This window comes from Streptomyces sp. NPDC088197 (assembly GCF_044741185.1).
In the GTDB taxonomy this organism is placed as follows: domain Bacteria; phylum Actinomycetota; class Actinomycetes; order Streptomycetales; family Streptomycetaceae; genus Actinacidiphila.
This window is the reverse complement of the sequence record NZ_JBIUSD010000002.1, coordinates 138,738-151,477: the sequence shown is the minus strand read 5'-3', so window position 1 is coordinate 151,477 and position 12,740 is coordinate 138,738. Positions and strand designations below refer to the sequence as shown.

Sequence of the window (12,740 nt, the reverse complement as noted above, 5' to 3'; positions counted from 1 at the left end):
GGTCCAGGAGTGTCCGGAAAACGGCCCGGAACACCCGGTTGGCCCTGTCGCTCCCGACAACTCGCCGCAGATGGCACAATCGACGCATGGAACGCGACGGCCAACTCCAGCTCTACGGGGTTCTCGCCGCGCGTCTGAAGCAGGCGCATCTGCGCGTCGCGAATCCCGAAGTCCCTGATGGGACACGGCGGGAGTTGAGTCGCCGGCTGCTCGCGGTGACCGCTGTGGCGAAGCACGATCTCGCCGACGCGGCACGGCGCCTGGACGTGTTAACGGCTGAGTTGGACGACCTCGGAATCCCGGATCGCTGATCCCGTAGAGCACCGAGTTCGTTGCGGCACAAGGGTGATTCGCCCGTTTCGTATTTGATTTGCGGTATATATCCGCCTAGCGTGCGAAAAAGCCCGCACTCATTCGCCGGGCAAGTTTCCGAAGGGGAAGACGTGAACAAGGCGCAGCTCGTAGAAGCGATTGCCGACAAGGTAGGCGGCCGCCAGGCCGCCGCGGACGCGGTTGACGCGGTTCTCGACGCGATCGTCCGTGCGACGGTCTCGGGCGACCGGGTCTCGGTCACCGGTTTCGGTTCGTTCGAGAAGGTGGAGCGTCCGGCCCGTTACGCCCGCAATCCCCAGACCGGGGAGCGGGTCCGGGTCAAGAAGACCTCGGTGCCGCGGTTCCGCGCGGGTCAGGGCTTCAAGGACCTGGTCAGCGGCACCAAGAAGCTCCCGAAGAACGACGTCGCGGTGAAGAAGGCGCCCAAGGGCAGCCTCAGCGGCGGCGCTTCCACCACCACGAGGACCACCACCAAGAAGGCGGCGGCCAAGAAGGTCACCGCGGCCAAGAAGACGGTCGCGAAGAAGGCCTCCGCCGCCAAGAAGACCGCCGCGGCCAAGACCACGGCGGCCAAGAAGACCACCGCCAAGAAGGCCACGGCGAAGAAGACCACCGCCAAGAAGGCGGCGGCCAAGAAGGCCCCGGCCAAGAAGGTCGCCGCGAAGAAGGCCCCGGCCAAGCGCGCGACCGCCCGCAAGACCGCCGCCAAGCGGAGCGCCACCAGGTAGTAGTCCGTCCCACGGACCGCGACGGGCCGGGTTCCCCCAGGGGAGCCCGGCCCGCGCTCGTTTTTTTTGGCCGCCTTCTCTCCCCCGGACTCCGTCCGGGGGTGCCCCCATGGGCGGCTTGGACCCGCCTTTGGCTCGCCGGCTACCGGCGAACCGCCCTGCGTCAGGGAGCCCCTTCGCTACACCTTCGGTCCCGCAGGGTCCGGGAAGGTCTGGAGGGTGATGAAGACCACCCGGCGGGTGTCGGCGGAGCCGTCGGTGCGGATGCGGACGCGCTGGCCGGGGCGCAGGAGGCGCAGGCCGCCCGCGTCGAAGGCGGCGGCGTCGAAGGGCAGCGGCGTCCCGTCGTCGAGGAGCACGCTGCCGCCGCGGGTCTCGGGGTCGTAGGTGAACGCGGTTGCCTGCATGGGCCGCAGCCTAGTGCCCGGCCCCGGGGAGACCGCCGGTCACGGCACGGGTGCCCGGCCCGGCCGGTGGTTCAGTCCGCGATCAGCAGCCCGGCGGCGGCCAGCGCCGTACGCTCGCCGACGCCCAGGGCCAGGGCCGCGCGCAGGTCGTCGCCGGTGTCCACGTCCTGCCGCACCGACGGCACCCGTCGCAGGGCGATCTCGCGGGCCCCGGTGGCCAGGTGGCGGGCGCGGGAGGCGCCGCCGAAGGCGGGGGAGAGGGCCGAACCGCGCGGAGCGGCGAGCAAGGTTGTCCCCACACCGGCCGCGTCGGCCAGAAAAGCCCGCTCCTGGCCGCCCGCGGCCTCCCGGAGCACCCACGCCAGCTCAGCGGGCCGCAAGGCCGGGAGATCGCCGTTCAGCGCCGCGACCGCCGCGTACGGATCGCGGGCCCGCACCCGGTCCGCCCCGTACCGCAGCGCGGCGTTCAGCCCCGCCGCCGGGGCGTCGGGCACCACGAAGGCACCCAGGGCGGCCAGCTCCGCCCCGGCCCGCTCGTCGTCCGTGACCACGGTCACGTCGGCCACCTCGGCGCAGGCCAGCGCCGCCGCGACCGTGTCCAGCGCGAACGCCAGGGCCAGCGCGGGCCGTACCGCACCGGCCGCCGTGGCCAACCGGCTCTTGGCCACGGCCAGCGGCTTCAGCGGCACGACAAGGGACCACTTCCAGGTCACATCTATCGCCACCGCACCATTGTGCGGCCTTCCCCAGGCGCCCCACGGGCCGCCGGGCCCTGGCGTTAACGTGTCCATAGCCGCAGACTTGTGCGGCTGCCGCACGGGTGGTGCTGCGCGAGCCTCTACGAGCGCGGCGTCACAGCAACGAAGAGGAGTCCTGGTGTCCCGCCGCAGAATCGGTTTCTGGTACCGCCTGGCGGCCGTCATCGCGAAACCGCCGCTCATTGTGCTGTTCAAGCGGGACTGGCACGGAATGGAGCACATTCCGGCCGACGGCGGTTTCATCACGGCGGTGAACCACAACTCGTACCTGGACCCGCTGTCGTACGCGCATTTCCAGTACAACACCGGCCGCGTCCCCCGCTTCCTGGCCAAGGCGGGGCTCTTCAAGCCCTTCTTCGTCGGCACGATGCTGCGCGGCACCGGCCAGATCCCCGTCTTCCGCGAGACCACCGACGCCGCGAACGCCTTCCGCGCCGCCGTCGACGCCATCAACTCCGGCGAGTGCGTCGCCTTCTACCCCGAAGGCACCCTCACCCGTGACCCCGACATGTGGCCGATGGTCTCCAAGACCGGCGTCGCCCGCGTCGCGCTGCTCACCAAGGCGCCCGTGATCCCCGTCGCCCAGTGGGGCGCCAACGAGGCCGTGCCGCCGTACGCCAAGAGCAAGCGCGTACGCCTGCTGCCGCGCAAGACGCTGCGGGTGCTCGCGGGCGAACCCGTCGACCTGACCGCGTTCTACGGCCAGGACCCCACCCCCGACGTGCTGCGCGCCGTCACCGAGACCATCATGCTCGCGGTCACCGCGCTCCTCGCCGAGGTACGCCAGGAACCCGCGCCCGCCGGTCTCTACGACCCGCGCAAGGCACGGGAGGGCGCATGACGGTCCGCTGCGCCGTCTACGGCACCGGCTCCTGGGGCACCGCCTTCTCGATGGTCCTCGCCGACGCCGGGTGCGAGGTGGCGCTCTGGGGCCGCCGCCCCGAGCTGACCGCGGCGATCAACGCCGACCGCAGGAACCCCGAATACCTCCCCGACCTCGAACTGCCCGCCGCCGTCACCGCCACCGCGGACCCCGCGGAAGCCGCCGCCGACGCCGAATTCGTCGTCCTGTGCGTCCCGTCCCAGACGCTGCGCGCCAACCTCGCCGACTGGGCACCGCTGCTGCGCCCCGACGCGGTCCTGGTCAGCCTGATGAAGGGCGTCGAACTGGGCACCGCCAAGCTGATGAGCGAGGTGATCGAGGAGGTCGCCAAGGCAGGACCCGACCGCGTCGCCGTCCTGTCGGGCCCCAACCTCGCCCCGGAGATCGCCGCCAGGCAGCCCGCCGCCGCCGTCGTCGCCAGCCGCGACGAAGCCGTCGCCCGCCGCTTCCAGGCCGCCTGCCACACCGGCTACTTCCGCCCGTACACCAACACCGACGTCGTCGGCGTCGAACTGGGCGGCGCCGTCAAGAACGTCATCGGCCTCGCGGTCGGCATCGCCGACGGCATGGGCCTGGGCGACAACACCAAGGCGTCCCTGATCACCCGCGGCCTGGCCGAGACCACCAGGCTCGGCATGGTGATGGGCGCCGACGCGCACACCTTCGCCGGCCTCGCGGGCATGGGCGACCTGGTCGCCACCTGCTCCTCACCGCTGTCGCGCAACCACACCTTCGGCATGAACCTCGGCCGCGGCATGACCCTGGCCGAGACCATCGCCGTCACCAGCCAGACGGCCGAGGGCGTCAAGTCCTGCGAGTCCGTGGCCGATCTGGCCCGCAGGCACGGCGTCGACATGCCGCTGACGGACACTGTGGTCGACATCGTGCACAACGGGAAACCGCCCGTCGTGGCCGTACAGGAGTTGATGTCACGCTCCGCCAAGCCGGAACGGTAGGGTCATCGCGACATGAGCAACCTTGCATCCCACGACAGCTCCCAGAGCCCTGACCGGCGCGAATCCGGCCCGGACCGGCCCGCGGACCCGTACGCGGACCGGCGCGTGGTAGGCCACGCGAGCGAGAACTACCCGCGCAAGCCGCGGGTCGCGGTCGTCTTCGGCGGACGCAGCTCCGAGCACGGCGTCTCGGTGGTCACCGCGGCCAGCGTGCTCAGCGCCATCGACCGCGACAAGTACGACGTCCTGCCCATCGGCATCACCACCGAGGGCCGCTGGGCACTGACCGCGGACGCCCCCGAGCGGATGGCCATCGCCGACCGCCGGATGCCGACCGTCGAACAGGTCACCGACCACGAGGGCGCCGTCATGCTCCCGGTCGACCCGGCCAACCGCGAGGTCGTCTACACCGAAGCGGGCGCCGTCCCGAAGGCGCTCGGCGAGGTCGACGTCGTCTTCCCCATGCTGCACGGCCCGTACGGCGAGGACGGCACCCTCCAGGGCCTGCTCGAACTCTCCGGCGTCCCGTACGTCGGCGCGGGCGTGCTCGCCTCCGCCGTCGGCATGGACAAGGAGTACATGAAGCGCGTCTTCACCTCCTTCGGCCTGGCCGTCGGCCCCTACACCGTCATCCGCCCCCGCGAATGGGAACGCGACAGCGACGCCGTACGCCGCAAGGTCACCGACTTCGCCGCCGAGCACGGCTGGCCGCTGTTCGTGAAGCCCGCCCGCGCCGGATCGTCCTTCGGCATCACCAAGGTCGAGGGCCCGGAAGGGCTCGACGCGGCCATCACCGAGGCCAGGCGGCACGACCCCAAGGTCATCGTCGAGGCGCTGCTGCGCGGACGCGAGATCGAATGCGGCGTCCTGGAGTTCGAGGACGGCCCGCGCGCCTCCGTACCGGCCGAGATCCCGCCGGTCACCAGCCACGCGTTCTACGACTTCGAGGCGAAGTACATCGACTCCGCCGAGGGAATCGTTCCTGCGCCGCTCACCGAGGAGCAGACCGCCGAGGTACGGCGGCTCGCCGTCGAGGCGTTCGAGGCCGCGTCCTGCGAGGGCCTGGTCCGCGCCGACTTCTTCCTGCTGGACAGCGGGGAGTTCGTCATCAACGAGATCAACACGATGCCGGGCTTCACCCCGATCTCGATGTACCCGCGGATGTGGCAGGAGACGGGCGTCGACTACCGGCAACTGGTCGACCTGCTCATCCAGGCGGCGCTGCGCCGCTCGACCGGCCTGCGCTAGCCCGCCGGGGCCGCGCCTGCGCGCGGCCTTCGGACGGACAGCCGAACCCCGAGGGGGTCAGACCCCCTCGGGGATCGTGCGCTTGATCGCGTCCGCGAGATCCGTCAGCGGACTGATGTCATGGGCGAAACGCTTCGGCAGAGCCACCTCGACATACGCCTTGCGCAGCGTTGTCGTCATCAGCACCCCACCGTCGGCTCCCTGCTCCACCGACCAGGAGACGCCGTCCACCTGGGCGCCGTAAGTGGAGGGGTCCGCGTCGGCGGCGGGCCGCGGGACACCGCAGCGCAACACGATCGGCGGATTGCCCCACCCGGCTGTCAGCTCCGATTCCGGCTTGAGATCATGCCGGGAGAGACCGTCGACCTTCGCGGGCAGATCGCCGTACAGCGCGTGACAGTATCCGGCGACACGTGCGTCAGGAACCGGTACGGCGATCGCTTCGTCCGTACCGGACGTGAACGCGTAGACCGCCGCCGCAGAAAGGCACGCGACGGCGGACACGGCGGTCAGTACAACTCGGCGATACAGCATCACCGGTGAGCATAGTGGGGGCTAGATATGGACGACGGGGCAGGTCAACGTTCGAGTGATGCCGTCCGCCTGCTGGACTTTGGCGACCACCATGCGGCCGAGATCATCGACCGTGTCTGCTTGGGCCCTGACGATGACGTCATAAGGACCGGTGACGTCCTCGGCCTGAATGACTCCTTCGATCTTGGAGATCACCTCCGCTACTGCCGAGGCTTTGCCGACCTCGGTCTGGATCAGGATGTACGCCTGTACCACGGAACCTCCAGGGCGGCTTCGAGGATCATGTGGGAAGGGGGACGCCACGTTATCGCGTCGTCGCGCACAGCGGGGAGACCCGCGCGGTACCTGACCCCCGTATTGACGGGTCTCACGCCCGTATTGACGGGAAACACGCAGCAGAACCGGCTCAGGCCGCGACTCGAGGGGACGTTGGGATGAAGGGGACTGTGGGCGAGTTGGGCGAGTTCGGGCTCATCAGGGAGTTGACCTCCCGGCTCACCACCACACCCGCGGTGAAAATCGGACCGGGTGACGACGCGGCCGTGGTCGCCGCGCCCGACCGCCGGGTGGTCGCCACCACGGACGTCCTCATCGAGGGCCGCCACTTCCGCCGCGACTGGTCCACCGCCTACGACGTGGGCCGCAAGGCCGCCGCGCAGAACCTCGCCGACATCGCCGCCATGGGCGCCTTCCCCACCGCCGTGCTGCTCGGCCTCGTCGTCCCCGCCGAACTCCCCGCCACCTGGGCCGTCGAACTCATGGACGGCATCCGCGACGAGTGCCAGGTCGCGGGAGCGGCCGTGGTCGGCGGCGACGTCGTACGCGGCGACACCATCACGGTGGCCGTCACCGCGCTCGGCGACCTCCGCAGCCGCGAGGCCATCACCCGATCGGGTGCCCGCGCGGGCGACATCGTCGCCGTCACCGGCTGGCTCGGCTGGTCCGCCGCCGGACTCGCCGTGCTCTCCCGCGGCTTCCGCTCCCCGCGCGCCTTCGTGGAGGCCCACCGCCGCCCGGAACCGCCGTACCACGCGGGCCCCGCGGCGGCCGAACTCGGCGCCACCGCCATGACCGACGTCAGCGACGGCCTGGTCGCCGACCTCGGCCACATCGCCGCCGCCAGCGGCGTCGACATCGACCTGCGCTCCGCGGACATCGACGTACCCGCCCAGATGTCCGACATCGGGCAGGCCGTGGGCGTCGACCCGCTGCACTGGGTGCTCACCGGCGGCGAGGACCACGCGATCGTCGCCGCCTTCCCCCGCGATGTGAAGCTGCCCGCCCGCTGGCGGGTCATCGGCGCCGTCAGCGCCCCCGCGGGCCGCACCCCGCAGGTCACCGTGGACGGCGCGCCCTGGGACAAGGCGGGCGGCTGGGACCACTTCGGGGACGAGGAGTGACCCTCCCGAACCCCGGCCTCCCGAACCCCGCCGTCCCGAACCCCGGCCTTCCGCGCCCCGCCGTCCCAGACCCCGGCCTCCCGCGCCCCGCGCCTGTGCGGGCGGCCCCCGCCCGGGTGCTCACCGTCGCCGGATCCGACTCCGGCGGCGGCGCGGGCGTCCAGGCCGACCTCAAGACGATGCTCGCCCTCGGCGTGCACGGCATGAGCGTGCTCACCGCCGTCACCGCGCAGAATTCGCTGGGCGTGCACGGCGTCTGGGACCTGCCGGAGGCGGCCGTACGCGCCCAGTTCCACGCCGTCGTCGGCGACATCGGGGTGGCGGCGGTCAAGACCGGCATGCTCTCCTCGGCAGCCCTCACCGAGACCGTCGCCGGTCTCCTCGCCGCTCTGGACGGCCGCGTCCCCGTCGTCGTCGACCCGGTCGGGATCTCCAAGCACGGCGACGCGCTGCTCGCCGAGGAAGCCGTCGAGACCGTACGCACCCGGCTGCTGCCGCTCGCCACCGTCGCCACCCCCAACCTGGACGAGGTCACCCAGCTCACCGGTCGTACCGTGCACGACGAGGCCGGCATGCGGGCCGCCGCCGACGCCGTACTCGCCCACGGGCCGCGCTGGGTCCTGGTCAAGGGCGGCCACCTCGCCGACAGCCGCTCGGCCGAGGCCGTCGACCTGCTCACCGACGGCGCCGCCGAGCACTGGTACCGCGCCCCGCGGCTCGACAACCGGCACACCCACGGGACCGGCTGCACCCTGGCCAGCGCGATCGCCTGCCACCTCGCCCTCGGCCGCGACGTGCCGGACGCCGTCGGACGGGCGAAGACGTACGTGACCGGCGCCATCGCGGCGGGCTTCCCGCTCGGCGCCGGGACCGGCCCCGTCGACCACGGCTGGCGCACGCGCTGAGCCGTCACCCGAGCCGCACGGGCACCCGTACAACGCAAGAAAACCGGCCCACCCTGAGGTGGACCGGCATTCGAGTAGCCGCTAAGGCTGCGCTGCTACGACGTGATGTACGACGACGCGTCAGCGCGAGACCTTACCGGCCTTGATGCACGAGGTGCAGACATTGAGGCGCTTCGGCGTCCGCCCGACCACTGCACGCACGCGCTGGATGTTGGGGTTCCAACGACGCGGGGTACGGCGGTGCGAGTGGGAGATGCTGTTGCCGAAGCCCGGCCCCTTGCCGCAGACGTCGCAGTTGGCAGCCACGGGTCACTCCAAAGACTTCAGATGCACTTACGATGAAAAGCCTGAGAGAGCCCCAGGCAACCGGAGCAGCATACAACGACCGCTCCCGTACAACGAAACTACCATGGTCCGCGGGTGCCCAGATCCGGACGCCCGCCCCCGTGACCGGGGTCACCACCAGGCCGTTTCCGCGCGGTCACGGGCGGCCCCGTCGCCGCCCGGCCCGCTCCCGACCGCCCCGAAAGGGCCTAGGCTCACCTGGCAGTTCCCGATATCCCGGTGTTCCGCAGGAGGACCTGTTGCCGCCCTCGCTCGACGCTTCCGCGGTGCTCGCCTGGTGCCGCCTCTCGCTCCAGGCACTGGGCAGGGCCCGCGAGGAGATCGACGCGATCAACGTCTATCCCGTCGCGGACGGGGACACCGGCACCAATCTGTACCTGACGTTCGAGTCCGCCGCGCAGGCCGTGGAAGCGGTCTTCGACGCGCACGCGACGGCCGCCGCCCCCGCGACCCGGCCGACCCTCCCCGACGTGCTCCGCGCCATGTCGCACGGCGCCCTCATCGGCGCCCGCGGCAATTCCGGCACGATCCTCGCCCAGCTCCTGCGCGGCATGAACGAGGCGGTCGCCTCGCCCGCCGACGCCCCTGAACGGATCGGGGCCGCCGAACTGCGGCGGGCCCTGCGGATCGCCGCGGAATCGGCGTACGACGCGGTCGCCCGGCCGGTCGAGGGCACGATGCTCACGGTGGCCGTCGGCGCGGCCGACGCCGCGGAGGCCGCCACGGGCGGCGTCGACGAGGTCGTACGGGCCGCGTACGCCGGAGCGCGCGCCGCGCTGGCCGCCACCCCGGGACAGCTCGGCGTGCTGCGCCGCGCGGGAGTGGTCGACGCGGGCGGCCTCGGCCTGGTCGCCGTGCTCGGCGCGCTGGCCGACGCCGTGACCGGCGACGCCCCCGAACAGCCCCTGGCCGGAACGGACTTCCGCGCCGGGCACACCGTCCCGGTCGAGGACGAGGACCTGTGCCCCGACGACGCGGTCCCCGACGGCCCCGCCTTCGAGGTGATCTTCCTGCTGGAGGCCGCCGACTCCGCCGTCACCCTCCTGCGGGCCCGGCTCGACGCGCTCGGCGACTCCCTCGTCGTCGTCGGCGGCGACGGGCTCTTCCACGTGCACGTCCACGTGGACGACGTCGGCGCCGCCATCGAGGCGGGCATCGAGGCCGGCCGCCCGTACCGCATCCGCGTCACCCACTTCGCCGACCAGACCAGGCCGCGCACCGAACCCGCGCACCGCGCCGTCGTCGCCGTCGTCCGCGGCGACGGCCTGTCGGAACTGTGCGCCCGCGCCGGGGCCACCGTCGTCGCCGTCCGCCCCGGCGAACAGCCCGCCAGCGGCGAGATCGCCGCCGCCATCCGCCGCGCCCACGCCCTTGAGGTCGTCCTGCTGCCCAACGACCGCGACCTGCGGCACGCGGCGGGCGCCGCCGCGGAACAGGCCCGCGCCGACGGCGTCCGGGTCGCCCTCATCCCCACCCGCTCCGCCGTCCAGGGCCTGGCCGCCCTCGCCGTCCACGAGCCCTCCCGGCGCTTCGACGAGGACGTCGTCGCCATGACCTCCGCCGCCGGAGCCACCCGCTACGCCGAACTCGCCGTCGCCGAGCACCGCTCCTGGACCTCGGCCGGCATCTGCCAGGCCGGCGACATCCTCGGCCTCATCGACGGCGACGTCTCCGTCATCGGCACCACGCTCGCCGGTACCGCCACCGCCGTCCTGGACCGCATGCTCGCCGCCGGCGGCGAACTCGTCACCCTCATCCCGGGACCCGACGCCCCCGCCGACCTCACCGCCCACATCGAGTCCCACGTCCGCGAGGCCCACCTGGCGGTGGACACCGTGACCTACGAGGGCGGCCAGGGCACCTGCCCCCTGCTGGTGGGCGTCGAGTAACCCGCCCCTCCCGCGGACCGCCGCGCGGACCTGCCCGAGGGGGATTTGTCGGTGGGGTGCGCCAAGATAGATCCCGATGTCGAACCCCATGGACGATCCGCTGCGGAAAATCGTCGGTGACCGTACCGCGAAGGTGCTCGCCGACCACCTCGGGCTGCACACCGCCGGTGACCTGCTGCATCACTATCCGCGCCGGTACGCCGAGCGCGGGGAGCTGACGCGGCTGGCGGATCTGCCGGTGGACGAGTACGTCACGGTGGTGGCGCAGATCGCGAAGGCGGACAAGCGGACGTACGGCCGCGGGTCCGGGGTGCGGCTCGAAGTCGTGGTGACCGACGGCAGCGGTTCGCTGACCCTGGTGTTCTTCAGCAAGGCGGCGCACGCGCACGCCCACCGGCTGATCCCGGGGCGGCGCGGGATGTTCTCGGGGAAGGTCTCGGTCTTCAACCGGACGCGCCAACTGGCCCACCCGGACTACCAGTTGCTGGACGCGGACGAGGGGGCGGAGAAGGACGCGCTGGACGCGTTCGCGAACCGGCTGATCCCGCTGTATCCGGCGTGCAAGCAGATCACCTCGTGGCGGATCGGGCAGGCGGTGGACACCGCGCTCAACTCGCTGACGGCGATCGGCTGGGAGGGCGTGGGGGAGCCGCTGCCCGCGGCGCTGCGCGAGGCGCGCGGGCTCGCGCCGCTGCCGGAGGCGCTGGAGCGGATTCACCGCCCGCGGACGAAGGCGGACATCGCGGCGGCCAGGGACCGGCTGAAGTGGGACGAGGCGTTCGTGCTCCAGGTGGCGCTGGCCCGCCGCAGGGCGGCGGACTCCGCGCTGCCCGCGGTGCCGCGCCGGCCGGGCCGGGACGGACTGCTGACGGCGTTCGACGCGAAGCTGCCGTTCACGCTGACCGACGGCCAGCGGAGGGTGTCGGGCGAGATCTTCGAGGACCTGGCGGCCGAGCACCCGATGCACCGGCTGCTCCAGGGCGAGGTCGGCTCGGGCAAGACGATGGTGGCGCTGCGGGCGATGCTCGGGGTGGTGGACGCGGGCGGCCAGGCGGCGATGCTCGCGCCGACCGAGGTGCTGGCCCAGCAGCACCACCGCTCCGTCACCGAGATGATGGGCGAACTGGCCGAGTCCTCCGGCATGCTGGGCGGCTCGGACCTCGGGACGAAGGTCGTGCTGCTGACCGGTTCCATGGGGACGCCCGCGCGGCGGCAGGCGCTGCTCGACCTGGTGACGGGCGAGGCCGGGATCGTGATCGGCACGCACGCGCTGATCGAGGACAAGGTGAAGTTCCACGACCTGGGCCTGGTCGTGGTCGACGAACAGCACCGCTTCGGCGTGGAGCAGCGGGACGCGCTGCGCGCCAAGGCCGCCCAGCCGCCGCACCTGCTGGTGATGACGGCCACCCCGATCCCGCGGACCGTCGCCATGACGGTCTTCGGCGACCTGGAGACGTCCGTACTGGACCAACTGCCCGCCGGGCGCTCGCCGATCGCCACCCATGTCGTACCGGCGGCCGAGAAGCCGCACTTCCTCAGCCGGGCCTGGGAGCGGGTACGGGAGGAGGTCGAGGGCGGCCACCAGGCGTACGTCGTGTGCCCGCGGATCGGCGACGAGGAGGAGGGCAAGGGGAGCGGCAAGGCCAAGGCGGCCAAGAAGGACAAGGAGCCGGGGCCCGACGACGACGAGCGCAGGCCGCCGCTGGCGGTGCTGGACGTCGCCGAGCAGATCGCCCAGGGGGCCCTGCGCGGGCTGCGCGTCGAGGTGCTGCACGGCCGGATGCAGCCGGACGCCAAGGACGACGTGATGCGCCGCTTCACCGCGGGCGAGGTGGACGTCCTGGTCGCCACCACGGTCATCGAGGTCGGGGTGAACGTGCCGAACGCCACCGCCATGGTGATCATGGACGCCGACCGCTTCGGCGTCTCGCAACTCCACCAGCTGCGCGGCCGGGTCGGCCGCGGCTCCGCGCCCGGCCTGTGCCTGCTGGTCTCCGAGGCGCCCGAGGCGACCCCGGCCCGCATGCGCCTGGACGCGGTGGCCGGGACGCTGGACGGCTTCGAACTCTCCGAGATCGACCTCCAGCAGCGCCGCGAGGGCGACGTCCTCGGCCAGGCCCAGTCCGGCAGCCGCTCCTCGCTGCGGGTGCTCACCGTCATGGACGACCGCGACGTCATCGAGGCCGCCCGCGAGGAGGCCACCGCGGTCGTGACCGCCGATCCCGAACTCACCGCGCACCCCGACCTCCGCAGCGCCCTGGACAGCCTGCTGGACGCGGACCGCGAGGAGTATCTGGAAAAGGGGTAGCCGGGCCCGGGCCCGTATCGTGGGGCGCGTCGGACCAGGTCCCCGC

The 12,740-nt window shown here is 72.3% G+C and carries 14 protein-coding genes; 9 read left to right on the top strand and 5 right to left on the bottom strand.

Translation table 11 applies throughout. The annotated features are described in order from the left end of the window. Positions 1-86: 86 nt before the first annotated feature. Entirely contained in the window at positions 87-311 is a 225-nt protein-coding gene (locus ACIOC1_RS05505) for a hypothetical protein (RefSeq protein WP_188284977.1), read from the top strand. Between the two features lie 132 nt (positions 312-443). Beyond that, entirely contained in the window at positions 444-1,061 is a 618-nt protein-coding gene (locus ACIOC1_RS05500) for an HU family DNA-binding protein (protein ID WP_355349430.1), read from the top strand. A 179-nt stretch (positions 1,062-1,240) separates the two neighbouring features. Here the strand turns inward: ACIOC1_RS05500 and ACIOC1_RS05495 are convergent, their stop codons facing one another. Together ACIOC1_RS05495 and cofC are read right to left on the bottom strand one after the other, a co-directional pair. After that, complete coding sequence (locus tag ACIOC1_RS05495; RefSeq protein ID WP_401306150.1) at positions 1,241-1,468, bottom strand: hypothetical protein; 228 nt, start codon at positions 1,466-1,468, stop codon at positions 1,241-1,243. A gap of 71 nt (positions 1,469-1,539) precedes the next feature. Then, complete coding sequence (gene cofC / locus ACIOC1_RS05490) at positions 1,540-2,193, bottom strand: 2-phospho-L-lactate guanylyltransferase (protein ID WP_355349436.1); 654 nt, start codon at positions 2,191-2,193, stop codon at positions 1,540-1,542. A 151-nt stretch (positions 2,194-2,344) separates the two neighbouring features. On the opposite strand from cofC, the gene ACIOC1_RS05485 reads away from it, so the two are divergent. From ACIOC1_RS05485 to ACIOC1_RS05475, 3 genes are read left to right on the top strand one after another with little or no spacing between them, the layout of a single operon-like run. Continuing rightward, positions 2,345-3,067: a lysophospholipid acyltransferase family protein gene (locus ACIOC1_RS05485; protein ID WP_355349439.1), complete on the top strand. Its 723-nt coding sequence runs from the start codon at positions 2,345-2,347 to the stop codon at positions 3,065-3,067. After that, positions 3,064-4,065: an NAD(P)H-dependent glycerol-3-phosphate dehydrogenase gene (locus tag ACIOC1_RS05480; RefSeq protein WP_401852150.1), complete on the top strand. Its 1,002-nt coding sequence runs from the start codon at positions 3,064-3,066 to the stop codon at positions 4,063-4,065. The genes ACIOC1_RS05485 and ACIOC1_RS05480 overlap by 4 nt, the downstream gene beginning before the upstream one ends. A 12-nt stretch (positions 4,066-4,077) precedes the next feature. Further along, positions 4,078-5,313, top strand: coding sequence for a D-alanine--D-alanine ligase (locus ACIOC1_RS05475; protein ID WP_391050363.1), 1,236 nt, complete (start codon positions 4,078-4,080; stop codon positions 5,311-5,313). Between the two features lie 57 nt (positions 5,314-5,370). Here the strand turns inward: ACIOC1_RS05475 and ACIOC1_RS05470 are convergent, their stop codons facing one another. Continuing rightward, a complete protein-coding gene (locus ACIOC1_RS05470; RefSeq protein ID WP_401852147.1) occupies positions 5,371-5,817 on the bottom strand; it encodes a DUF3515 domain-containing protein in 447 nt (148 codons plus the stop codon). 51 nt (positions 5,818-5,868) lie between these two features. After that, the gene (locus tag ACIOC1_RS05465) at positions 5,869-6,102 is read right to left on the bottom strand and encodes an Lrp/AsnC family transcriptional regulator (RefSeq protein ID WP_188284985.1); all 234 of its coding nucleotides are present in this window, start codon (positions 6,100-6,102) and stop codon (positions 5,869-5,871) included. A 179-nt stretch (positions 6,103-6,281) separates the two neighbouring features. On the opposite strand from ACIOC1_RS05465, the gene ACIOC1_RS05460 reads away from it, so the two are divergent. Both ACIOC1_RS05460 and thiD read left to right on the top strand, forming a co-directional pair. Beyond that, complete coding sequence (locus ACIOC1_RS05460) at positions 6,282-7,247, top strand: thiamine-phosphate kinase (RefSeq protein ID WP_401852144.1); 966 nt, start codon at positions 6,282-6,284, stop codon at positions 7,245-7,247. Between the two features lie 116 nt (positions 7,248-7,363). Beyond that, entirely contained in the window at positions 7,364-8,152 is a 789-nt protein-coding gene (gene thiD / locus ACIOC1_RS05455; protein ID WP_355349485.1) for a bifunctional hydroxymethylpyrimidine kinase/phosphomethylpyrimidine kinase, read from the top strand. A gap of 120 nt (positions 8,153-8,272) precedes the next feature. Here the strand turns inward: thiD and rpmB are convergent, their stop codons facing one another. Next, positions 8,273-8,458 carry a 50S ribosomal protein L28 gene (rpmB, locus tag ACIOC1_RS05450; RefSeq protein WP_028426177.1) on the bottom strand — a complete coding sequence of 62 codons (186 nt, stop codon included), beginning with the start codon at positions 8,456-8,458 and terminating at the stop codon, positions 8,273-8,275. 278 nt (positions 8,459-8,736) lie between these two features. On the opposite strand from rpmB, the gene ACIOC1_RS05445 reads away from it, so the two are divergent. Both ACIOC1_RS05445 and recG read left to right on the top strand, forming a co-directional pair. Next, entirely contained in the window at positions 8,737-10,386 is a 1,650-nt protein-coding gene (locus tag ACIOC1_RS05445; RefSeq protein WP_355349455.1) for a DAK2 domain-containing protein, read from the top strand. Between the two features lie 76 nt (positions 10,387-10,462). Further along, positions 10,463-12,694 (top strand): ATP-dependent DNA helicase RecG, encoded by a 2,232-nt coding sequence (gene recG / locus ACIOC1_RS05440; RefSeq protein WP_391050360.1) that lies wholly within the window; start codon positions 10,463-10,465, stop codon positions 12,692-12,694. The last annotated feature ends 46 nt before the right edge of the window (positions 12,695-12,740 follow it).

What these genes read in the sequence shown, in the direction of transcription:
- ACIOC1_RS05495 (WP_401306150.1), bottom strand. Translation starts at nt 1,468, where the DNA reads ATGCAGGCAACCGCGTTCACCTACGACCCCGAGACCCGCGGCGGCAGC.
- ACIOC1_RS05475 (WP_391050363.1), top strand. Translation starts at nt 4,078, where the DNA reads ATGAGCAACCTTGCATCCCACGACAGCTCCCAGAGCCCTGACCGGCGC.
- recG (WP_391050360.1), top strand. Translation starts at nt 10,463, where the DNA reads ATGTCGAACCCCATGGACGATCCGCTGCGGAAAATCGTCGGTGACCGT.
- ACIOC1_RS05460 (WP_401852144.1), top strand. Translation starts at nt 6,282, where the DNA reads ATGAAGGGGACTGTGGGCGAGTTGGGCGAGTTCGGGCTCATCAGGGAG.
- ACIOC1_RS05480 (WP_401852150.1), top strand. Translation starts at nt 3,064, where the DNA reads ATGACGGTCCGCTGCGCCGTCTACGGCACCGGCTCCTGGGGCACCGCC.
- ACIOC1_RS05505 (WP_188284977.1), top strand. Translation starts at nt 87, where the DNA reads ATGGAACGCGACGGCCAACTCCAGCTCTACGGGGTTCTCGCCGCGCGT.